This is a genomic window from Rhodobacteraceae bacterium M382, from assembly GCA_025141015.1.
Taxonomy (GTDB): Bacteria; Pseudomonadota; Alphaproteobacteria; order Rhodobacterales; family Rhodobacteraceae; genus Aliisedimentitalea; species Aliisedimentitalea scapharcae.
In genome coordinates this window covers 4084847-4108290 of record CP081098.1, presented here as the reverse complement: position 1 = coordinate 4108290, position 23444 = coordinate 4084847, and the positions used below count along the sequence as shown (strand labels likewise).

18 protein-coding genes are annotated in these 23444 nt (G+C 57.1%); 3 read left to right on the top strand and 15 right to left on the bottom strand.

What is annotated here, in order from left to right:
- Window positions 1-51 precede the first annotated feature (51 nt).
- Window positions 52-2637 (bottom strand): PAS domain S-box protein, encoded by a 2586-nt coding sequence (locus K3727_19000; GenBank protein ID UWQ90815.1) that lies wholly within the window; start codon window positions 2635-2637, stop codon window positions 52-54.
- 38 nt (window positions 2638-2675) lie between these two features.
- Window positions 2676-3167 carry an oxidoreductase gene (locus K3727_18995; protein UWQ90814.1) on the bottom strand — a complete coding sequence of 164 codons (492 nt, stop codon included), beginning with the start codon at window positions 3165-3167 and terminating at the stop codon, window positions 2676-2678.
- 298 nt (window positions 3168-3465) lie between these two features.
- On the opposite strand from K3727_18995, the gene K3727_18990 reads away from it, so the two are divergent.
- Window positions 3466-4065: a response regulator transcription factor gene (locus tag K3727_18990; GenBank protein ID UWQ90813.1), complete on the top strand. Its 600-nt coding sequence runs from the start codon at window positions 3466-3468 to the stop codon at window positions 4063-4065.
- Window positions 4066-4122: 57 nt separating this feature from the next.
- On the opposite strand, the gene K3727_18985 is transcribed toward K3727_18990, so the two are convergent.
- The 13 genes from K3727_18985 to K3727_18925 all read right to left on the bottom strand — a co-directional run bounded on the left by K3727_18985 (window position 4123) and on the right by K3727_18925 (window position 20197).
- Window positions 4123-4767 (bottom strand): sugar transferase, encoded by a 645-nt coding sequence (locus tag K3727_18985; protein ID UWQ90812.1) that lies wholly within the window; start codon window positions 4765-4767, stop codon window positions 4123-4125.
- A gap of 25 nt (window positions 4768-4792) precedes the next feature.
- Entirely contained in the window at window positions 4793-6850 is a 2058-nt protein-coding gene (locus tag K3727_18980) for a hypothetical protein (protein ID UWQ90811.1), read from the bottom strand.
- Window positions 6851-6854: 4 nt separating this feature from the next.
- Complete coding sequence (locus K3727_18975) at window positions 6855-7700, bottom strand: glycosyltransferase (GenBank protein ID UWQ90810.1); 846 nt, start codon at window positions 7698-7700, stop codon at window positions 6855-6857.
- Window positions 7697-8239 (bottom strand): glycosyltransferase family 28 protein, encoded by a 543-nt coding sequence (locus tag K3727_18970; protein ID UWQ90809.1) that lies wholly within the window; start codon window positions 8237-8239, stop codon window positions 7697-7699. Before K3727_18970 ends, K3727_18975 begins: the two co-directional genes overlap by 4 nt.
- 26 nt (window positions 8240-8265) lie before the next feature.
- On the bottom strand, window positions 8266-8664 hold the full coding sequence (locus tag K3727_18965) for a UDP-N-acetylglucosamine--LPS N-acetylglucosamine transferase (protein ID UWQ90808.1): 399 nt from the start codon (window positions 8662-8664) through the stop codon (window positions 8266-8268).
- A gap of 160 nt (window positions 8665-8824) precedes the next feature.
- Entirely contained in the window at window positions 8825-10075 is a 1251-nt protein-coding gene (locus tag K3727_18960; GenBank protein UWQ90807.1) for a glycosyltransferase family 4 protein, read from the bottom strand.
- The gene (locus K3727_18955) at window positions 10072-11007 is read right to left on the bottom strand and encodes a glycosyltransferase family 2 protein (GenBank protein ID UWQ90806.1); all 936 of its coding nucleotides are present in this window, start codon (window positions 11005-11007) and stop codon (window positions 10072-10074) included. The genes K3727_18960 and K3727_18955 overlap by 4 nt, the downstream gene beginning before the upstream one ends.
- A 22-nt stretch (window positions 11008-11029) precedes the next feature.
- Window positions 11030-12265 (bottom strand): hypothetical protein, encoded by a 1236-nt coding sequence (locus tag K3727_18950; GenBank protein ID UWQ90805.1) that lies wholly within the window; start codon window positions 12263-12265, stop codon window positions 11030-11032.
- A gap of 75 nt (window positions 12266-12340) precedes the next feature.
- Window positions 12341-13318, bottom strand: coding sequence for an acyltransferase (locus K3727_18945; GenBank protein ID UWQ90804.1), 978 nt, complete (start codon window positions 13316-13318; stop codon window positions 12341-12343).
- Window positions 13315-14574: a Coenzyme F420 hydrogenase/dehydrogenase, beta subunit C-terminal domain gene (locus K3727_18940; protein UWQ90803.1), complete on the bottom strand. Its 1260-nt coding sequence runs from the start codon at window positions 14572-14574 to the stop codon at window positions 13315-13317. The genes K3727_18945 and K3727_18940 overlap by 4 nt, the downstream gene beginning before the upstream one ends.
- Window positions 14571-15809 (bottom strand): lipopolysaccharide biosynthesis protein, encoded by a 1239-nt coding sequence (locus K3727_18935; GenBank protein ID UWQ90802.1) that lies wholly within the window; start codon window positions 15807-15809, stop codon window positions 14571-14573. Before K3727_18935 ends, K3727_18940 begins: the two co-directional genes overlap by 4 nt.
- A 4-nt stretch (window positions 15810-15813) precedes the next feature.
- Window positions 15814-17061, bottom strand: a complete 1248-nt coding sequence (locus tag K3727_18930) for a polysaccharide pyruvyl transferase family protein (GenBank protein ID UWQ90801.1) — start codon at window positions 17059-17061, stop codon at window positions 15814-15816.
- A 145-nt stretch (window positions 17062-17206) separates the two neighbouring features.
- Window positions 17207-20197, bottom strand: a complete 2991-nt coding sequence (locus K3727_18925; GenBank protein ID UWQ90800.1) for a hypothetical protein — start codon at window positions 20195-20197, stop codon at window positions 17207-17209.
- Window positions 20198-20902: 705 nt separating this feature from the next.
- On the opposite strand from K3727_18925, the gene K3727_18920 reads away from it, so the two are divergent.
- Together K3727_18920 and K3727_18915 are read left to right on the top strand one after the other, a co-directional pair.
- Window positions 20903-22399, top strand: coding sequence for an ABC transporter substrate-binding protein (locus tag K3727_18920; GenBank protein ID UWQ90799.1), 1497 nt, complete (start codon window positions 20903-20905; stop codon window positions 22397-22399).
- Between the two features lie 94 nt (window positions 22400-22493).
- Window positions 22494-23444: an ABC transporter permease gene (locus K3727_18915; protein UWQ90798.1), complete on the top strand. Its 951-nt coding sequence runs from the start codon at window positions 22494-22496 to the stop codon at window positions 23442-23444.

The window sequence follows — 23444 nt, the reverse complement described above, 5'->3', positions numbered from 1 at the left end:
AACCTATTTCGTGTTGCAGGGGCCGGTGGCAAAGTCGCCGGTTTCCAAGCCTTAGGTCAAATCCGTTTTTCCAGGAGCAGCCAAATGTTGATCTAACCGCATTTTTTCACTTGCCCATTCGAAATCCAATTCCTGGCCCAGCTGGCTGAGGTCAGATGATCCCGACTGCACGCCGTCCTCCAGTTGACCAAGTATTTGTGAGACTGTTTCGCATCCAAGAATTGCGGCAGAGCCGGCACATTTATGTATGAGCGACGCGAGTTCAGCGTGCTCTGGCGATGTCAGCGTCGGGTTTGAAATCCTCGAAAGTACAAGATCCATACTGGCGATAAATTCGGTGACAAGTGCGCGGGCTGCCTCTGGTCCCTTATTCGCCGAAAGGACGTCTAACACCGCTTTCAACTCATGCGTAGATCGCGCATTCGACGTGGATGCGGAACCAGCATGTGTTTGGATTGCCCGCATTAACACGTCGGAGGTCAGCGGTTTGACAACGGTTTCCGAAATACCCGCACTCCTAAACCGGTCTTTATCTTGTGGGAGCGCGTGGGCCGTTAAGGCGAGTATGGGGGTGCCGCGATTAGGCCCTGAACCGCTGCGAATTATTCCAGTTGCCTCTAATCCATCCAACTCCGGCATACTGATGTCCATCAAGATAAGGTCATAGGCGCGTGTGTTTGCCATGCGCACGCCCTCGGCCCCGTCTACGGCAACTTTGGGAAAATGCCCAATTTTCTCAAGCATATCCATAACGACCAATCGATTTATCTCGTTATCTTCTACAACCAGAATTTGCAGCGGAGAAAAGTCGGTATCTGTTTGCGAAGCTTCCGAAACATCTTCCTGATCGGTTCTTTGATCCGCTTCTATGGACATAGGGTGTCCAACCGGCAATCTGATCCAAAAGATGCTGCCGACCCCTTCTTCACTTTCCAGCCCAATGGTGCCGCCCATCGCGGTGACAATTCGCCGTGCGATCCCAAGGCCAAGACCGCTGCCTTCTGCAATCCGGCCATAGCTGGAATCCAGAGTCCGAAAATCTTCGAATATGGTGTCGTGATACTCTGACGCGATTCCAATGCCGGTGTCAGACACGCGGAACTCGATGGTTTCACCGTCAGACATCTGATCACAATCGACTGAGATTTCTCCGTTTTTTGTGAACTTGTTCGCGTTGGCAACAAGGTTCAGGACAATTTGCAAAAGCTTGACCCGATCGACCCAAATTCGAAGGGGCGCATGTTTGGCGTCGTATCTGATCGTGTTGCCATTTGCCTCAAATGCAGGGCGCTGGCTCTCGACCAGCTCTTCCAAAAAGGCCCTGGGTTCAAGTTCTGTATTTTCGATTTCCATAAGCCCGGAGTCAGCACGTGAAATGCTCAGCACGCCATTGACGTGGTGCAATAGCAGGTTGGCCGATGTCTCCATTCCCGACAGGTATTTGCTTTGAGAGGCATCCAGACGCGTGCCGCCCATCAGCTCCATCGTTCCGACAAGCCCATTCAGCGGCGTGCGCATTTCATGGCTCATCACCGCGATCAGGTCGGCCTTGGCTTTCTCTCCGGCTATCGCCTTGTCCCGTGCCTCAATCAATTCCTGTTCGACCTCAAAACGCTTGGATATATCGCGCAGGTAGGACACAAAAATCGTTTTTCCATTTACCGTTGCTGATGAAATGGACAATTCCACGGGAAAAACGGTGCCGTCCTTTCGTTTGGCCTCCAGCAGCAAGAGACCCTGCCCAACTACGCGATGTTCTCCGGTCTCACGATAGCGTGCCATTCCTGCTTCGTGGGCAACCTGCAAATGTTCGGGAACAACAAGCCTGCTCATCAGCTGACCAATGGCTTCTTGGCGGGTGTAGCCAAAGATCCGCTCAGCGGCCCCGTTATAGTCAATGATGCACCCCTCCGTGTCGATGGTTAGAATGCCATCGATCGACGTGGAGATGACTTCCTGAATGAGATTGCGGGACTCTGCGGCCGAATTCTCAGCCAATGAACTCCGTTGAACGAGCTTGAGTAGGAAAAGGACCACCACAAAAAAGATCGTCACCAGCGCCAAGGTCAAAAATGCGATCTGCCCCAGCAGGGAACCAACGGAGTTTCTGTGTGCATCGGCACCGGCTGCGAATTCGCCCATGCCGGTCAGGGAAAACTGCCGTGCTTTTGGTGCGATATCCATCAAGGTCGCTTCGATGTCAGGCAATCGTTGGCGCAGTTGCGCATCGTCGCCATCAAATACGGGTGCAAAACTGTCCAAAAAATCGGTCAGTGCGTCCAACGCGGCCTGTGCATCCGACTTTTTGCGAATGTCCTGGAATTGCTGGCCATCAGAGATTGTGAGGACCCGGCTGTAAAAGATATCGAAACGGTTGCGTAGGTTCTGTAGCCCGGTGTTTTCATCACGCGATGCCACCAAAACGGCGTTTTGAAGCCGCTGCAGGTCAACTTCGGTTTGGGCAAGCGACCATTGCGTCGTATCCGCAGTGGCGGTCGCCTGATCGTCGATTTCCTGTCTCAGGCTTCCCGCAACAACAAATATCATGATCCCAATGACCGCAATAGCAACGGTCGACGCAAACAGACCTGCGCCTTGGAGGCCGCGAATTGGAAGAGTGGAAAGGGTATTTTTCAAATTTCAATGCGCCTTTGACCAGGGGGCGGCAAATGTGCCTATTCGCTCACCACAATCCGATCAAGCTGCCAAATACTGCGGGAATACACAATCTCGGTGCGAAATTTGGCGTTGGAATCGTAGGGGTATACAATCCATAGAGGTCCCTTTTCGCGCACTGACATGCGTTCGTCGTTTCTCAGGAACGCGATAATCGGTCCTTCCAATAGAGCATCGGAGATCGGGATCTCGACCGAGTAGTCGTTGACGGCCGTCGCCCTCAACTTACCCGTCTTGATGCCGAGCGAGGATACAAACGATGACAAGGGGACGCCCGTGAATGTCTGTTCCCCTTCGGTCCACGGTGTCGTCGTGGTAAAAGTTACCTCGCCGTCACCCCGAAGGTCCGAAAATGCGTACTCATACGTGGCTGTGGTCTCAGTGGATGTTGAAACCCCGGACACTGTCAAAACGGTGTCGCTTGCCATTGCAGGAATGGTGGAAAAGAACAGGAGCGCGACGGCTGCTGTAAATTGCGTTAGATATCCCATTGTTCACCTCTTGGGCCATTTTTTGATGGCCCTGAAAATGCCATGGACATCTGTGCAGGTCACAGGCGCATAGGTCGGTTCACACTCTACTTTGGTATAGGAGCTAGGGCAAAATCGCCGAAATCGCCGCCTTTTGATCGGGAGAATGCGAAAATCACATCTGTTACACCTTTGTTGAGAAAAATTTCTAAAAAACCTCAATTGAGTGCAAATTGGCAGAGGACTGGTTATGCATAATTTACAAATTCAAAACCCTCCACGCGTACAGTCTCAAGCGCGCCAATCAGGTAAATTGACGATGCGGGTACTTATTGCCGATGATCACGATCTCGTTCGAGAAGCGATTGCGTCTTTGTTGATGCAGGAAGGATTCGAAGCTGTCGAAACAGTCTCGGATCTGGGTGAAGCGATTGCACAAGTCGAACAACGCGGCGCATTCGATCTGGTCCTTCTTGATTACAAAATGCCCGGCATGAATGGTCTGGAAGGGTTGGCCAGAATGAAGGCTGCCAACGACGGCAAACCTGTTGCGCTTTTGTCGGGCAACATGTCCCGTGCTGCGGTTCAGGATGCGATCAACCAGGGCGCGGCCGGTTTTGTTCCCAAAACCATCGCCTCAATGTCTCTGAGCAACGCGGTGAAATTCATGATCGCGGGGGAGATTTTTGCGCCCTACAATTTCATGCAAGAACCGGATTCCGCAGCTGGCAACCTAAGCACACGCGAAACCGAAGTGTTGCGCGGTTTATGTGATGGGCTGTCGAACAAGGAGATCGCACGCAATCTGGATTTGCAGGAGGCGACGATCAAGCTTCACGTGAAGACGTTGTGCCGGAAACTCGAGGCGCGCAACCGTACTCATGCGGCCATGATTGCGCGGGATCAGAACCTGCTTTGACTTCAACACGCCAGAATCGGTGCCCTAATTTGCTTTGCTCCATAGTGGCCATGGCTCTCAGTATGCGCCCTGGCCGCCCATCACCACACGCACTGTTCGAAATAGGATGCGCAGGTCAATCCACAGCGAAATCTGCCGAACATACTCCAAATCCAGCTCGATCATTTCGTCAAATCCAATCTCAGCGCGCCCCGAAACCTGCCACAACCCAGTAATTCCCGGCAATACATCGTGACGCTGATGCGCCGCCTCTGGATATTGCGCCACCTCGCAGGGTAACCCCGGCCGCGGCCCCACAAACGACATGTCTCCCTTGAGGACGTTGATCACCTGCGGTAGTTCGTCCAAAGACCAGCGGCGCAGGAAGCGACCAATGGGCGTGATCCGAGGGTCGTGCTTCACTTTTAGGCAAATGCCCTGACGGTCGCTGAGGTGCCCAACCTCGTTACGACGGCTTTCCGCATCCACGTACATCGACCTGAATTTCAACATTTTAAAGGTATCGCCCGCCAGCCCCACCCGCGTTTGCACAAAGAACGCAGGTCCTCGCGATGTGACCACTACCGCAAGGCCGATGAAAAACAGAACCGGAACCAAGGCCGGTAGGGCAATCGCGCACAACACGAGGTCCAACAGTCGCTTGTGTCGCCAACCGCGTGTTTTGGGTTTCGAGCAGACAGAATTCACGGTCATCATGGTCATTGGGAAACCTCCGTACGGGAAAAACTCAGGTGCGCACCGCCAGCCAGGGATCACCAGGCAAGGCGTGACGCATCACCGCAATGCTGCCGTTGGCAGGTAAATGGTCGAGCTGGTCGACCAGGTTCAGAACGGTTGCGCGGGTGACGTCGGGCGTGACGAAAAGAACGCCAACATCGGCATTTGACAGGACGAACCGGGCGGACAGGCAATCCTGCATTCCGCCGGTCGAGACAACGACAACGTCAAACGGTTTTGCTGCCCGGGTTAAAGCGGACCGAACCATCGTGACCGACACGGCTGTGTCGTCCAGCTGATCGGCAAACCCCTTGCCAATAGACACCAGACCTGGCTTGTCGTCGGTCCTGTGCAGTTTGATCTTGGAGCCCAGCAACAGGTCACGCCATCCTGTTGTTCCATCTCCCCTGCTTGCATTTGCAATATCCGCATCGATGAACAGAACCTTCATCCGAGCGCGCGCAAAGCTTTCCGCAAGTGCGCGTGCACAGTCCGTCGACGGGCCCGAATGAACACTGGTGACCGCGATGACAGGTGCCGCCCCCACCAACCGTGGTTTTCTCAGGCATTGCATCTGCAATTCGTTGCGCAGTAGATCGGCGGCATGGGAGTCATCGGCACCCGCATCCGACACTTGACGAACCGGTAGCTGCTTTTTGACAGGCAAGAGGCTCTCGGCGAACCGCACGCCTCGATCACTGAACCCAAGCACGAGCATAACAGCCAGCGCCACCCCAATGCCGCCGGCAAACCCGGTGGCCATCATCATCTTTCGGGTGTCTTCTGCGGGCTCCAAAGTGCGCGATGGCGGAGACATCACAACTGCATACCCCGGTAGGGCACGGCCGGATTCAAGCCGGATCACCTCCAGCGCCCGACGGGTTTCTTCCAAAAGCCGTTCGGCGGCGGTGATCTCTGTTTCGATCCCGTCCAGGTCGATACGGCGTCGATTGAGGTCTCTGGCTTCCCGACGGGCGTTGTCCAATTGTTTGGATACTTTTACGAGCAGGGATCTGATTTCGGCAAGTGTGGTGTCTTCGCCAGTGTTGCTGGCTGCGGTCAGGGCTCCGGTTTGGCCCAGAACACGGATCTGGTCGCGGCGATTTGACATCGCCAGTTCAATGACCGCGATCTCGTCGATTTTTGACGCGATCTTGCGCTGGAACCGCAGGTTGCTCTTGTCGCCATAGCCCGCGCGAAATCCGGCCAAGTGGCTTTTGAGCTTTGCGCGCTCAAAGCTGAGGTCGGCCATGGCCCGGTCCAACAGGGTCGCGCGCATGATTTCCTGGTCCGACGTATCCGCCGATGAAGATATGTCTTCGGTCTCAAGCGCTGCAAGCGTGGCGGTCACTTCCGACTTGCGGGCGGCCAGTGCATCGACCTGGGCGATCTTTTCAATATGCGCTTTGGCCAAGGCGTTCAGCCCAAACTCTCCGCCGGTTTCCAGTTGGTTCGCGCGCAATGCCGCAAGCCGTTCGATTAGATCCATTTCCCGCGCGTGCAGTTCGGACAATCGCACCATCGAGCGTGCCTCTTCGGCCTCGGATTTCAGGGCCAGATACGAGGCAATCACCGCGTCCAGCTTCTGGGCCGCAAACACACGGTCCTTGCTGAGCGTCTTGAGTACAATCAGGCTGTCGGATCGTCTGATGTTCACCGAGCGTGCCATATCGGTTGCCGTCAACCCGTCAGCCAAATCGGGGCGGGTGACCGACAGCTTTTGAACCGACCGCTCCATGACTGGATGCGAGGCCACATAGGTCGTTTCGGCCTTTACGAAGCTGGAAAAAATCTTCAGGACCGAGTCTTCTCCAGTCGCATAGAGGATGTTTGATTCTTGCGGGTAGACACGCAAAATCGCTTGAGATTCAAAGAGTTGCGTACCGGAAATGTAGCCAATAATTGCAAGGGCAGGCGACAGGAACGCGCCGAGCGCAACTGTCTTGATCCACCGTCCACGCATTGCGCGCGCGACAGCTGCGAAGGGATTTGCCTGCACCGGCTCTTCGGTTACAGCGGCCTGAGCTTCGAACACCTCATCAGAGTTTATTGCGGCGACGCTGACCATTACATCACCCCGCTGAACGGGTTGTCAGATCCCGCTCCCACTGTTCTGCACCGGGTCTTGTTTTGCTCCATGACATGGATACCCGAGACCAGACATTGACGCAGGCATAGACAGAAAGCGGCAACGCCAATGCAGGATTCCGGACTGCCCGCTTGATCACTGTGCCGGGGCTTCCGGTCTCGGGGCTTGGCAGGCCCATGGATGTCACCGCACGGGCACCGCGCAGGCTGCGCCGCCGAACGGCGATCAGGCTGCGGACAGTCTTCGGCGCGCGCGCCGTAAACCGGCATTCCGGCACAAAAGCGATGTTTTGTTTGGGGATACTGCGACGAATGTATTCGTCATCGGCCGTGATGTGGGGCAAGGGGAATATCTGTGCTGCGGCTTGTGATGAAAGAGCAAACAGACCACCGAATTTCCCATTGTCAAAATAGGGGTTCTTCCGCCAGCCTTTGTAATAGGCGCGCACGACCGCAGAGGCTTCGGTGGCCTGAACTTCCATTTGTCCGCAGGCTGCCTGGATCGCATCACCGTTCAATGCGGTGACCAGTGCCGTCAGGCTTTCCGAGGTCACGTCCAGATCGGCGTCCAGGCAGACAACCGGTATGTCCTTGGCGGCAACTTGATAGCCAAGATTGAGTGCGTTGCATTTACCCGGCGTATCGGTTTCAAGAACGGTCGCTTGTGGTTGGGCTGACAAGGCTCGACCCACAGTGCCGTCAGTACAAGCATTTGCAATGACGACAATACGAAACCTGTCCAGCGGCAAACCACGCGACAGGTGCTGCAAGGTGCGCCAGATGACCGCCGCCTCGTTATGGGCTGGGATAAGGATGGTTGCTTCGGTCACGCCGCTGACCTCCTTCGCTGAGAGGTGTCCACCGCCTTCTCCGAGGCGTCCGCCCACACAAATTCTCGAATGACCTCGATCAGAGGGGCGAGTTCGGCCGCTTGAGGTGCCCCGGCGCAGTGAGCGCCGCCTGTTTGCCCTGACATGGCGAGATCCAAGGCGTTGTGTAGCCCGTCCTGATCCTGAACAACCGTGACATTGGACAACCGCGACATCTCGCGTGCGGTGTCTTGCTGATGGTTGTTGCGATGTTCGCCAAAACGCGCGAGCCGAGGCATAAGGATCACCGGTTTGCCAAGCTCTGCCGCTGTCAGGATGGTACCCATCCCGGCGTGGGCAACGATCAGAGAGGCGGCTTGAAAACGTCGGTGAAATTCGGACATGCCCAGCATGCTGGCCGTTTCGATGCTCGTGACCTTGGCCGCGCTCTCCCCGCATTGGGCAAACACCGGCACATGAGAGTTCTGCTGTGCCCAACGGTCCAGACCAGTTAGCAGTCGATCAAAAGGTAGCTGTGTTCCGACAGTGGCGAAGATCATGGCATTCCCCCAGGTTTGCGTGAAAATCAGATGACCGCGCCGCGATACTCGGCCCCGGCCTTGGACGCGACGCCAGGCCATTGGGACAGCACACGATCGGCAACGTTCAGGGCCAATCGCGCGGAAACCGACAGGCTGCGCGCATTCGCGATCGAGTCGATAAACATGGTGCGTGCACCGAGAAGTCGCCCGATCCTGATCGCGAGAAATCCACCCGCAGCACCCGTTGAAACGATCACGTCCGGGCGCACACGCACAACGATCCATGCCAGTGAAAGTGCACACAGAAGCAGGCGCACCGGCGTGTCCTTGTTGGCATCCGGAAAAACATGGAAGTTTCGCCCGCCAACCTGCTCGGACGCAGACGCGTCAGTTGTGGCATAATGGATCTCGGCCCCGGAAAACGCTGGCGCCAAACGTTGCATTTGTGTCCAGTGACCACCGCCCGACGAAACGGCAAGGACAACGGGTTCAGTTCTTTTTTTGGAGGGCATATTGGATGTTCCACTTTCAGACGACTGGTTCTGAAAACAGAATACCCCCACTTAAATGTTTGATGTTAATGTGTAAAAGTGTTGATTGAGGTCACAAAGGAAATGCGTAGCTATCCTTAAGTGGTAGACCTGTGACCCTTGGGCGATGCACAACCGACCCATAGAGCGCGACCAGCTTGTCTGCCTTGTTGTTCCACAGCCCGTCGTGCAGAACCTTGCGGCGCGCACCCTCGCCCAGCTGAATTCGAAGCGCGGGGTTTTCTGCCAAAGTACGCAGCGATTCTGCGATGTCCTGCGCGAACATATCTGGTGTTTTCACCGGAATTCGGATGCCCGTCGCATCATCAATGATCCACCCAGGTCCGCCCCGATTTGCGGTGACGGTGGGCAAACCGTGCCGCATGGCTTCATACAGCACGCCACCGGCAGGTTCGCGGAATGAAGGGAAACAAAAAACGTCGTGAGAGGCATAGAGCGCCTCAACCTCACTGCGCGGGATCCTGCCAAGAAAACGCACACGGTCTGTAACACCCAAACGCGCCGCCTCGGCACGGCAAAGGTTGATTTCTTCGCCATCCCCTGCGCTGGTCAACGTGATGCCTGGCATTTCCTTGAGCCGCCCCAGTGCCCGCACCGTGTCGCGCAGGCCCTTGGTCCGCACCCCCCGTCCAACGTGCAATACGCGCAAATGCCCGGTTTTTATAGGGCGATGATGAACCGGTGCAACATCATCGATGCCCAGTTCCAGAACCGGTTCAAATCGTTGTAAAGGAATATCCCCCAGAACGTCCTGTACATACGGGGCCACCCCCAGAACACAGGCCGCGCGTTGATAGGTATCACGCAAGAAAGGGTCATATTTGAACCGCAGTCGATCCAACTGTCGTAAACGGGTAAAAACTGGCGCGCTGGCAGCTTCGGATCGAAAGCCCGCAGGCGTTTCCAAAGCCCCCCCGAGAGGACCTATCAGGTATGGTATCGCAAAGCGACGCAGCGGTGATGCATAACGCGCGGCCTGCGGCATCAATTGATGTGCCAGATCAAAATGCGCGCCCCTGTTCAACGCTGATCGAAGCCAATGCCCAACGCAGCGCGCAAAATACGGCCAGGCCGGTTTCAGCATGGCATTCAGCCGCTCGTGCTTGCGGACCCAGGCTGGTTCAGCCCAGGTCACGACCCGTGCCTTGGGCAGTTGCGTGGCCAGATCCGGTCGTCCGGGACGCTGGAACGCCAGAACCGTCAGATCCACTCGTTCGGACAATGCGTTGGCCCATTTAAAAGCCACGAATGCTTCGCCCACGTCGGTTGCGTCAATGTTGGGCGCGATCAACAGGATTTTCACGAACGTACCTCCCGGTTTGCTGTTGGCCACGCCTTCGGCAGATCGCCGACCACCCGCAAAAAGTGTCGGGCACGTTGACGGGCTCCGGGCCTATCCAATACCCCCAGCGCTGCCCAGAAGACGGCGCGCGAGACATTGTGTGCCGCCAGCATCACAAAGCAAATCATGGCTGCCGCCAGGCCGCCATGTTTCAGATGCAACCGGGTTGTGCCCTCTGTCATGAGCACGTCACGCCGGTGGTTCAGTTTGTTGGCAGATCCGTTTCCGAAATGTGTAACCTCGGGAATGGGCGCAAACACCACGTCCCAACCTTCGTGCCGAAACCGCCGGCACCAATCGGTTTCTTCGCCGTAAAAGAAGAACGCTTCGTCCAACAGGCCAACGTTTTGCACTGCCGACCTGCGCACGAACATCGCCGCCCCGGAAATCACGTCGACCTGACGTTCTTGGCACCGGTCCCATCCCGTCATCCGATACCCGTCAAATTGGCGAAACCGCGTCAGACCCGCCGTTTGCATTGCGAGGTTTCGCAAGCTGGGAAAGGCACTGCACGAGGGCTGGACGCTGCCGTCGGCGTTCAGAACCCGCGGCCCCATGATGCCCGCGTTGGGATGTGCATCCATCCATGCAACAGCGTTTTCCAAGACAGTCCCACGCACCAAAGTGTCGGTGTTCAACAGCATTACATAGCGCCCGCTCGCGCTTCGCAGTGCCGCGTTGTTGCCGCCCGCAAAGCCCATGTTCCGGCTGCTTTCGATCAGCTGCACCCATGGAAATTCGGTCCTCACCATCCGGGGCGAGCCGTCTGTCGAAGCATTGTCGACCACGAGAACCTCGGCGTGCAATTGTCCCAATCCCCGCTCGACTGTGCATAGGCAGTCGCGCAATAGGGCCTTGGTGTTCCAGTTTACGATGATAATCGACAGGTCCATGGGATTTCCCCCTTGTGAGTGGTCAAAACAGCCGTACCGGACGGATGGCGTGCAAAAATGCGGGCGTTCGCCGCAGGGTGCGGCTCCGGGTGGGCGATGCGTCCAGCATCCAGGTGCCTGTCCCGATCAGAAAGAAAAACAAAACAAACAGGGCGTTCCAAAGATGCACGGTGGCGGCCGCGACGCTAATGCCAAACAGCGTAAAGGCCCATGCGTGCCGCGCCCGCCGCCACGCGGGCGGGAAACCCTGCCTTTGACCCACAGCCCAAACGATCCCAAACACCAGCCCGACCTGAAGAAAAAAAGCGGGCAGCCCATACCGCACGGCCGTCACCAGCCAAAAGTTATCCATGCTGTCAGACATCCAGACCGGGCGGACCCAGTCACCCAGCCCGATACCAAAAAGGGGATGCCGTGCGACTTCGGCGGACCCGTATTCAAAGACCAAGATCCGGTTGTAAGCGGACTGTTTGGAGAAGGTCAGATATTCGACGAACACGTGAAATGGTGTCCGGTTCGACAATAGATCGATGGCCAGATAGGCGATTGCGAACAATGTAAACAACGCGGCCCACCGTCCCTGAACAGCGCCCAGAATCCGCTCCCATGCGCAGACAAACATCTGCACCATGAGCACCACATAAGGGCCGCCGGACGCTGACATGAACGTCGCCATCCCGACACCTGCAACCTTGGAAAAGTTGCCGAATTTACCCAGCTGACGCTCGGCCAGAACGAAATAGGCCAGCGAAAAGGCGGATGCGCTGAACACGCCATAAAGGATCGGATGATCAAACGGCCCAAAGGTGCGTTCGATCCCCATGCGCGGCTCGATATAGGCGGCCTTTGGCCCCCCGAAAGCGCTGGCAAGACTGTCGTGCAGAAAGTGGATACCCGTCAGCGCCTCGGGCACGGTGAACACCAGGGTTGCCAGAACAAGCCCGACATAGACCCGCGCCATTGCCACAAAGTCTTCGTACGACCGGATGAAGAGCCGCCCCACCAAATAGGCCCCCGCGCATTCGACCACATAAATCCCGCCGGACTCGATCCCCTGCACAAGGCCACCCCATTTGATCAAGGCCAGCAATGCCCAAAAGCAATGGACCAGAACCAATGCGTCAAACAGGTGCAGGCGACCTCGCTGATTGGTCAGAAGTTGAAACAGCATTGGCAGAAACAGGGCCAGCAAAACCAACCGATATGCCGACAATCGCAACCCGCCCAGGTTCAGGGACACCGCTGTTGGCAGCATCATTGCGAACAATAGGCAAACCACAGGCAAAGGTGTGCCCCAAATCGATCTGGATATCGAACGCACGGCAGCCAATGTTCAGACCTCCACCCTGCGCCACGTCAGGCCGGGGCTCTCGGCGTATGTCCAGCTGATCCAAGCCAATGGATAGGTGGCAATTACGCTGATGATGGCCAGCGCCTCGGGGGAAAGCCCCGGCAAAAGCGCGACGACAGTCTGTGCCACGGGCCAGCCATAGATGTACAGTCCGTAAGAGACGTCTTTCATTGGCGGAAAAATGGGGCAGCGCAGGGCCAATAACACCAGACCGCCTGCGACAACTCCGGTCACAATGGTCCACGGGAGAACAAGTGCCAGCGTCATTCCAGCCAGCGCCAGAAACAGGTTCACCCTGATCCGATCCCGAAACACATATGCTGCCATCCCCCAGGAGAAGGCGGCAAACAGTGGCGCGAATGTTGAAAGGCGCCCCGGCAGAACGTTATGACCCCACGCCAACGCAGTCGTCACAACGACCAAGGCGATGACCAGGGTGATCCGACGTGTCCCACCTGCCAAAACAAACGCAGCGCAAAGCGCATAGGCGACCACCTCGTGAAAAAGGCTCCATAGCGGCCCGTTGACGACCTCGGGATACGGGTTCAGTGCAAAGGCACCCGGTATGCGGTGTTCAATTGAAACAAGGGTGATCGCCCGCAGATACCATTCGGTGAGCTGTTGTAAGTTCGTACTCGCGCCGCTGGCCAATGCAAGGCTTGCCGTCACTATCAGTGCCACCGCCAGCCCCGGAAAAATTCGGCATACCCTGGCTTGCCAAAATCGTGCAACGTCGTTGCGCTCAGCGCTCCCCGTGATGAGCAGGCCCGACAGAAAGAAGAACACGCCCACGGCCCACCCACCAAGCGAGCGCCCGGTCAGATACTCCAGCGGCTCTCCCGTTCCCGCACCCAGCGCAAGTGGCCATGCGTGGCTGACGATTACCGCAACCGCCAGCACGATGCGCAAGAGGGTCAGATTTTCGCTGCTTGGGGATCGCAGCGCCTGTCCCAAAGTCATCGGATACGATCCGAGATCGAAACGACCCGCCAAAGCCGTTCTCTGACCACGCGCTTCCATGTGCCCAGCATGGACTGGGCTTTTTGCCTGGTCGACAGTTTCATCCAGAACGGAAACAGCTTCTGGCCTTTGTCATTTGGCGTACTCATGCCAACCATCCGCATCGCCGCCCGGCGCCCCCAGACCGCGCCATTCGTCGCCAACAGGTTGGGTTGCGCGCGCGCTATCACGTCACGTTTCGCAGGGGCGGCAATCAACGCCCCCTCGCGGATCGCCGCCTCGACAATAAGCCGACCACGCGCCGTCCGCGCCACGATCAGCGAACGCCCGGCGTCGGTATCTCCGCCGGGTGGCGTGTGCCAGGGGTCGCCGACGGAAATATCTGCAAACGCACCGGTGTGATCGGCGCAAATCCGGCATCGCCAGCGACGGCTCGCTTGCAGGATTGTGCCCCAGCCTTCGCCATACGAAATACCATCGCTGGTGTGCTGTTCACCGCGCGGCGTTTTCCACTTGGCTTGCATAAGACCCGGCCAGCCGTTTCCGCGATACCTGAGGTCCGTGAGTGTGTGTTGTTTGGGAACTCCGAGACGTGTCAGCAACCGGTCCGTTGCGGCCAGATTAGGTGCCCCAGCACAGAAGATCGCGATGGTCAGCGGAATGCGACCTGCCAGCTCTTGGTCCTGTGACGCAGCCTTGTGAACCGACGCGACATCGCAGGGTTTCCCAACAAAGACCACCGACTCCGGGCGCGCGGAAATCTCACTCAGCGCCTCGGCGGGACTGGCTTGTGCATATCGCGACCCGGCCCCGCGTAACAGCCCGGCCCGATCCCGGCTGATCACCGTTTCATTCAGGCGCGGGTCATCTTTTTGACCGACGATGTGGACGACACCTGCTGCCAGACCGGTTTCAACCGCATGTGTTGCCAGGGCCGTGACAGCACCACCAGAAGAGCCGCGATGCCGGATCTCGGGATCCTGGGCGCAGCCCTCCCAGACCGCCAGAACGGGGCCCCATGCCTGATCGATACTGTCCTGGATCTCCAGTTGCCCCCAATCCGTTCCAATACCGGCGCAGCGTTTCACTGCCGCGTGCGATGCACGCACGCCTTCGGGAGATGGATCTACAACAGGACGACGACCGTTTTCAGGGTCGTCCACCATTTTGATGAACTTGTCATGGCCGGTCGCGCAGGCACCGCAGCCCGTACACAGGTTGCGTTGAACGATGGAGGTGATTGGATCCGTGCTCATACCAGAACCTCGTGTGATGTTGTGGGACGCCGTGCTTCGGTTGCCAGGAAATACGCGCGCAAAGTTGCCCCGGCTTCGCCCAGTGCCGCCGAAGCGGCAATCATGACCAATGGCAACCCTGCCGCCGCAAAAATTGTTGCCGGAATTAGTGCCAAAACCCGCACGATGTTGGCCCGTGCCGGATCCGCGGTGCGGCCAACCGCGATCGCCAATTGTGAATACGGGGTGCGCAGGATGCGAAATGCGCCGGCCATTGCGAGCGCCAAAGCCAGGCCTGGACCCGGGCGAAAATCACCGCCGTAAACCAGCGCGATGAGAGTTGGTGCAAAGGCTGTAAAGCCAACCACCATGCAAATCGCAATGGCGACATGTGCCGCTAGTGCTTGGGGCCAAATCCGCGCAAAGGTATCAGCCGCGAGCGCGTCCCGCAGTCGTGGCAAAACCAGGGAACCCGCTGCGCGGCCAACGATCTGGGCGGGCAGCATCGCCAGTTGAAGCGCGACGCCGTAAAGCGCCAGCACACTCCAGTCAAAGCTGTGCGCAACGATCAGGCGGTCCGCGTAAAAGGTCAGGAACATCAATCCCGCATTCAGGATCAAGGGCGCGCCAAAGGTCCAGGCACGGCGCAGGAAACGGAAACAAAAACGGACCTGATAGACCCGGGTTGCCACCAAGTGGGACAGCACCGAAAACGCCATGGCGTGCGCGATCAGGACGGCAGACATCGCCCGATGGTCTTCGAAAATCCAGAGAGCCGGAACAAGGCAGAGAACCATCACAACCGTCGCTCCGCATTCGACACATGCCATGCGCGCATAAGAAAACCACCGTTCCGTGCGCCTGAAGTCAAGATGCACCAGACCGCGAAACACCGGGATAATCGCCAGCGTCGCATAGGTGCCCGCGTCAGGGCCGTCGGAAAAGGCAGCTGCCAGCAGCGATGCCAAAGCCAACAAGACTGCTCCGCCAATCAGACCACGTAAAACCGCGACACCGTGCAATGCAGATTGAAACTTAAACTCATCTCCGTCCGGGGCTTGCAGGATCAGGCGATCCACCCCCACATCGCTGATCATTTCGACCAGTCGAACGGTCAGCACCAGCATCATGGCGCGTCCCAGCTCGTCCGCTCCAATCGCCCATGCAAACGCAATAGAGCGCCCCAGCGCAGCCGCCTCTGCCGCGATTGGCACGGCCCACGCCAGGGATCGGCCGGTCAACGACACGCGCTGCATTGGCTCAGACCCCGGACTGGGCTGCGATGCAGTCCATCTCGCGTGTGGCACGCGCGTGAATGCTTCCAAGTCGCATCGAGAGCTGTTCCCGGACCACGTGGCGACCAGCAAACGAGGCCACGGCACGGTCGGCCAAGGCACCCGGTGTCAAGCGCCGCAGGTCGGCGACATTTTGGCCTATGCCGCACTCGTCAAAAACACCTTGCGCCTTGTCGGTGTAGCCGAGACTTAACGTCGGCACGCCGGATGAAAACGCACCGATACTTGCGTGCATCCGTGCACCGGCGAACCAGTCCAATTTCGCCAGAACCCATTTCAGCTCCATCGCGTTCAGGCGTTCTTCGACAATACGCACCCGTCCCGTGGCAAGAGGCCCCAGCCTTTGAACCAGCATGCGGGCAGCGGCGAGATCGCTTTCCATCTCTGTTTCCGGCTTGTGGACATGCGATATCAATAGAAGCCGCAGATTTGGGTGACCGCTCAGCAAGCCCCGCGCGATGGCTTCGACCTGATCGCTGTGCGAAGCTGCAAGGCCAAACGCGTTGCGCGCATTTTCCACGTCATTACACAAGAGCCCCGACACGTTCAGCCCTGCGAGGGAAAAGGACCGCGTTGAGGTCAGCCAAGCCCACAGATCTTGCGCCAGATTGGCAGGTTTTCTTGCAGGCAAAGCCACAGCAACATCAACACCAAGCTTGTGTTTTGACGGATCAAAATCCGCACCCAGTTGGGTTTGAAGATACTCAAAGCTTTGCGCATCCCTGACCCAAACGGCCGTGGACCGGCGCAGGATTTCCGCGGCCTGCTTGGCCAGTTTTGGCGATTGAAACGGCCCCAGCTTCTGGGGCAGCAGGATCAACGGAACGCCTGCATCCAGCGCCATCTTTTTGGTCAGGACCATCGCCTCAAAGCGTTTGGGGCCGTAAATATCCGTAAAGCTGTCGCCGCCCGAAATATCCAGCACTGCGCGTGCGCGCGAAACCGCCCGGGCCGAGGCGCTGAAACCGCCACCTGAACGCACCAATGCATGTGCAGTGCGAAGGCTATCCCCACGCCAGAACCGCCGATTGTGCGTCAAACCCACGAGATCAACCGATGCGTAGCCCCAATCAGCGCGCCGCCGACCACGCCCGTGATCGGCAACAGTCACAGATGTTGCGCCTCTTTGCGTCAAACCGGATACGACCGAATGGCACAGGGCGCTCACACCTTGGTTTCCGGTGTCTGGGGCCGCGTTCAATAACGTAATCATAATAGACCTCACTCTCTTAAACTGGTTTTACCGGGTTCTTTCAGGGCGAGGGTGCGCGCATAGGCCGAAAGCAGATTGCGAAAGCACAGCACGCGCTATCCAAAAGTATGGCGGGCAGGGGCAACAGGGGCAATTTTGCCCAGATTTAAAGGAAAACGATGTTGGCGGTTTCCAATTCTTGAGCCGTCACGCCCAAAAACAGCACACTGTTTTGGGCATCAAACGTCAGGCGAACGCTCTGGCTTTCTTCAGAGAAGGAAAGCGAATCCGCCTGAATGCCAATGAAATGGAGGATGTCCTCGGAAACGTCAAAGGCGCGGATTTCGTCGTGTCCATGATTTGCGCTGAACTCAAAAGTATCAGCCCCTGAATCACCGCAGATAAGGTCGTCTCCGGCCCCGCCGGACAAGACGTCGTCACCGTCACCCCCGGCAAGGGTGTCGTTGCCTGCGCCACCTGCCAGGATATCGTTGCCGCTGCGCCCCAACAGCTTGTCCGCACCGGCACCGCCGGAGATATCGTCGTCGCCTGTCCCCCCATCAAGGTGATCGTTGCCGGCGTTCCCGGCCAAGACGTTGTTGTTGGAATTGCCGGTTATCCGGTTCGCGCCGTCATTCCCAGCTCCATGGAAATCACCTGAGCCAAGCAGAACCAGATCTTCGACGTTGGCGGAAAGTGAAAGACTCGCGAATGCATGAACAACGTCGTGGCCTTCGTCGGCGTATTCGATAATCGTGTCCAAGGCGTCGGTCACCTTGTAGGTGTCGTCACCAAGCCCACCATAAGCTGTATCCGCCCCCGCATTCCCGGAAAGCAGGTCACGGCCATCGCCCCCATACATCACGTCATCGCCATCACCGGGGCAAAGGACGTCGTTTCCGTCGCCACCAAATGCGGTATCGTTGCCCTGACCACCGTGCAGCTTGTCATTTCCGGAGCCGCCGTAAAGCATATCCGCACCGTCGCCGCCATGCAGCTTGTCGTGATCGTCACCGCCGTACAGGGTATCGTCGCCATCACCGCCTATCATGTTGTCATTGCCTGACAAACCGCGCAGGAGATTGTCATTTTGATTGCCGACGATCATATTCCGGGCCGCATTTCCCGTCCCATTCGTTGCGTCTGACCCTTTGGCCAGCCACAGATGCTCCAGCCCGTCACCCAGGACGAAATCCACTTTGGACTTTACGGTATCGGTTCCGTCTCCCCCCTGTTCCGAGACCTGGTCCCCAATGCTATCTACAAAGTAGATGTCGTTGCCCACGCCGCCGAACATCCGGTCATGTCCTGCGCCACCGTCCAAAACATCGCGGCCCGCCTCACCATAGATAAGGTCATCTCCTGCCGCTGCGCGAATAAAGTCATTCCCTTCACCGCCATAGATGTCATCATCGCCCGATCTGGCAAAGATCTTGTCGTTTCCCCCATACCCAAGGATCACATCATCCAGCCCATCGGGCCCGTCGATATGGGTGCCGTCAGCATCGACAAAACCCACCATATGGTCATTACCAGCCGTGCCCTGCACCGGCGACGTTTGTATCGTCAGCGTTGCGGTATCCGCGATGCCGCTCTGGTTCACGATGCTATACGTCAGTTCAACCGAAACATCCCTTGGTGTGCTGCCCGGCGTCACCGACACCTGGCCATTGCCGAGGTATGTCACGACCTCACCGTTCGCCAGAACCACCTCGTCCCCAATCTCGACAACCTGACCATTCAGATGCGTCAATGTCAGGGTCTCACCCTGTGACACATCATCATTGGCCAGCAAATCTATGGTGACGCCATCGCCTTTTGCGGCAAGTTGAACCAGATCGTCTTCGGCAACAGCCACGGACAGGACGGGTGCGCGAAGCAGCACGGTGGACGAGCTGTCGATCCCCAGAAATGGGTCGACGCCACGGGTGTCCATTGCGCCATCGTTGCTGCTGACACGCGGCGCGTCAGCAAGCAGCTGCAAATAAAGACCCCCATCATCGCCGGTGACAACGCGATAGAACCCGCCGGAGGCAGGTGTTGAACTGTCCAGATCGTGATCGGTGTTGTTGGCACCGATATAGACGTTGCCGTCCCCGTCGACGATTGTGGCACCAAATGCGCCGGTTGGAATACCGGGGCGCATTTCGCCGTCAACAAGTGTGCCCGAAATCGTCTGTGTCGTAACGGACGGCACGCCCCCCACGGCCACTTCGGTGACATCGATGGCCACCAGCAGGCCGGGTTCCCCAAGAGCCCCGGAATGAGCCACCCCATAAAAAGTCTGGGTAGGAGCATGGAATGCCAGGTCGGCCAGACCGCTAGTCGCAAACCCGATTGATGGCAAATCGATCTGCTGATGCGGCAGGGACCCGTCCGTGTTTGCAGCTGAAAGGTCATAGACCACAGCCCGGCTTAGGTTGCCGCTAAAAGTCCAGAGGTTTCCCTGATCATCAAGATCGCCGATATAGGAGCCCATGACGCCATCCGAGACCACATAGGTCGCCCCCCTTGCATCAATTGCGACAACGTCGTTTCGCGCAATGGCGGCACCGGCCGCATCAACACCGTTCGATCTTGCAATCCCGTAAATCAGATTGTCTTCGGTGGAAAAGCCGATGGCGTTCACATTCACCGCGGCGGGGGTTTCCGCCTGGGTATAACTGTTGGTCTCCAAATCGAATTTTACGAGTTGCCCATTCAGGACCTGATACACGAAATTTTGCCCCGGTGCGAAGGCGTCCACCGTCACGTCTGCACCCATGAAAGTCATGACCACAGAGTAACTGGGCACCACACCGGATGTGTCGATGGTGTCAGGTCCGCTTTGCGAACTGCTGGAGATATGGAAGGAGAGTTCGGCCGTACCGCCAGTCCCGGTCAAGTCAAAGACATAGGTCTGGAAAATACCCCCTGTGTGCACAAATTCACCGACGTTCAGGCCACCGAAAAAGACGTCAACGGTAACGCTTTCGACGTCTGCCGAAAGGTTGGCCGCCAGATTGAATTCAAGCTCGTATGGAACGCCAGCGACAGTTTCGACTGATGTTGACAATGTGGCGACTCCGTCGTCTCCAGTTCCGCCAACCCAATGATCTGAAACGGCATACTGGTCAAAGGTCAGCCGCTCTTCCACGTCTTGTAACAAATTATCCATCGTCGAACGCCTTCCCCAATACGGTACATACGCTGTGGTCGGGCGAATAGGACATCGCCCCTCACACATCCAAGCCGCCTTAGGCTGCCCGCATTACGAACAGCGCGCACCGGCGCAAACGGTCCATGGCTGGTAAATTTGGACTCTCGGTGCTTTCAAATTTGAAGCGGGATGCGCCTTTTGATTAGGAAGGACGATCTTTGGAAGCTCTTGTTTTCAATCAGTCGAGTATTTCCTTACTGAAAGTGAACCAGTCAACGTGCACCGATGCAGTAGCGAAACGCTATGCTAAATGGTCGCTTCCAGGACGATCGAGCTATGCAAGGTTTCAATTCTGAGACGGACACTCTTCAAAATGGCGACCGCTGCCCAAAGCACGACAGCGCAACTTTTAAAAATCCACTCGGCTGCAGATATTGCCCATGAGATCCCGCGCCGTCATTTCGTCTGGGAGGGAGCCACCTTCAGATCCAAGTAGACACGAACAAGGCGCTGAATTGCGTGCACGATTTTGAAGGTGTGCGGTGAGCCGTCATTCACCGCTACCGAGAAGAGGGTGTGCTCCCGAAGTTGGTGCGAATGGGTTCTGTCATCTGAGTTTCATCTGGCTGACATCTTGCGTTTACCATGAGTCAATAGTGGGGCCGAGACGAGTGGATCGATCCATTCGGAACTTCTCTCAGACTTTCACCTGAAGGTATCAAAATGAAAAAGTCTCTCCTGCTTTCGGCAGCCGTTGCGCTGTTGGGCTCTGCAGCCTCCGCCGAAACGCTGCGTATTCCACATGAATTGGGGTATGGCGGATCTGAGTCGATCGACCCGATTTCGCCTCAGCGTTTTTACGAGGCTATCCAGAACGTATATTCGCGTTTGGTACGTCAGGGCGATGATGGTCGCCCTTCTGCCGATCTGGCGCTGAGCTGGGAGCCAACACCAGACGCCAAAGAGTGGACCTTTAAACTGCGCCCCGATGTGACGTTCCACAATGGCAGCGCCTTTACAGCCGAAGACGTGGCATTTTCTCTGATGCGCACCCAGTCTGAGACGATCGACAGCCCCACCAAAGGCGTGATGGAGGTCATCGACCACGTTGAGGTCGTCGACGCGCTGACCGCCAAAGTGGTTCTGAAACAAACCCACGCCGATTTCCCGCTGTTGGTCATGGATTACCGGATCAAGATGCTGGACGCCGAGACCTGTGGCAATGATCTGGATGCATTGTGCGAAAGCGGTATCGGCACTGGTCCCTATGCGATGGTGGGCTATGATCCGCTGGGCACAACGACGCTGAAGCGTTTTGACAACTACTATGGCGGCACTGTTGGTACCGAGAACATGGAACTGATCGCGATTGCAGATCAGGATGCCCGTGTTGCGGCGCTGCAAGCGGGGCAGATTGACTTTATCTACGCATTGTCGGCCGAACAGGTTCCGCTGTTTGCAAACAACCCGAATTTCACGGTTCAATCTGTTCCGACCGGCCGTTGGGTTGGGCTGGTGATGAACACCCAAGAAGCGCCGTTCGACGATCCACGTGTCCGCAAGGCGATTCGCATGACCGCTGATCGCGATGCTTTGGGCAAACTGGTTTATGGTAAGGGTGGCTATATCACCTCTTGTGACCATCCTATCTGGTCTGGCGACCAGTACCGCGCCGAAATCGAATGCGCCCGCGACATCGAAGGCGCCAAAGCGTTGCTGGCCGAAGCCGGGTATGCCGATGGTTTGACCGTTGAGCTGTTCGTTTCGGATATTTCCGAAGGGGCTGTGAAGATGGCCGAGGTTTTGCAAAACCAGGCCAAAGACGCCGGTATCACCATCGAACTGGTTCCTGCCCCTTCAGATGGATACTGGGGCGATGTCTGGATGAAAGAGCCATTCTTTGCCACAGGCTGGTCCCAGCGCCCAACCGATCAGATCCTCAATGAGGCCTATCGGTCAACCGCAACCTGGAACGAGACCGGGTGGAACAGTGCCGAGTTTGACACCAAACTGGACGCCGCGCGCGGCGAGCTGGATTTTGACAAGCGCAAGGCGCTGTATGGTGAGCTGCAGAACGAACTGTGGGAAACTGGCGGATCCTTCATCCCTGTCCACTTGAACACTGTGCGGGCCTTTAGTGCCAAACTGTCGGGCATCCAGCCGGTCGAAGACTTCTCGATCCGGTACGAAGACGTTGTGAAATCGGCGTCCGGTTCCTGATCGGGATCAGCATTTCCGACATACTTCCCTGCGTGGCCTGCTTTGCAAAAAACAGGCCACGTTGGCTTTTCAATATCCTGAACAGGGCCTGCTCATGCCAACCCTCATTCTGCGCCGCTTTGGTTTTGCTGCGTTCACCGTTGCATTTGTCTCGATCATCATGTTTCTCGCCGTCGAGGCGCTGCCCGGCAACGTGTGTACCTCTTTCCTGCAACGGTTCGCACAGGGCCCCCGGTTAGAGCGCTGTATTGAACAACAGGGCCTGAACCGCCCGGCTGTGGTACGCTATGGCGAATGGGTGGCAGGGGCCGCACAGGGCGATTTCGGCTATTCCCTGAAGAAACGCAAACCCATCAACGAGCTGATCTGGGAGCGGTTCCGCAATACAGCCTTGTTGGGCGGATTTGCTGCGCTGCTGGCGATTCCGCTGGCGATCATATTGGGGATTGCTGCGGGGGTCCGACGCGATAGACCGCTGGATCTATCGTTGTCTGGGGCTGCAATGCTGGCAATGACAGTTCCCGAATTCGTGACCGCGACCGCTCTGATCTATGTTTTTGCCATCACGCTGCAATGGTTTCCGGCTGTAACCATCATCTCGCCCGGGGCGGGTTTGATGCAGATGCTGCCCAATATCGTGCTGCCCGTGATCGTTCTGAGCGCGGTTTTGATCGCCCATATCATGCGGATGATGCGGGCCAGCGTGATTGATGTGATGACCAGCGACTACGTGCAGATGGCGCGTTTGAAGGGGGTGCCTGAACGCCAAATCATCTGGAAACACGTTGTCCCGAACGCGATGATCCCGGCCCTAAATGTGATTGCTCTGACCATCGCCTGGTTGTTGGCCGGAGTCGTGGTGGTCGAAAAAGTCTTTAATTATCCCGGCCTTGGCACCTTGATGATCCAGGCCATTTTCGACCGCGATCTGCCAATGGTGCAGGCCATCGCACTGATTTTCTCGGTTATTTACGTGGGTGTGAACCTGCTGGCTGATCTTGCCGCGGTGGCCTTGGATCCCCGTTTGCGCCGCAAAGGACATTGA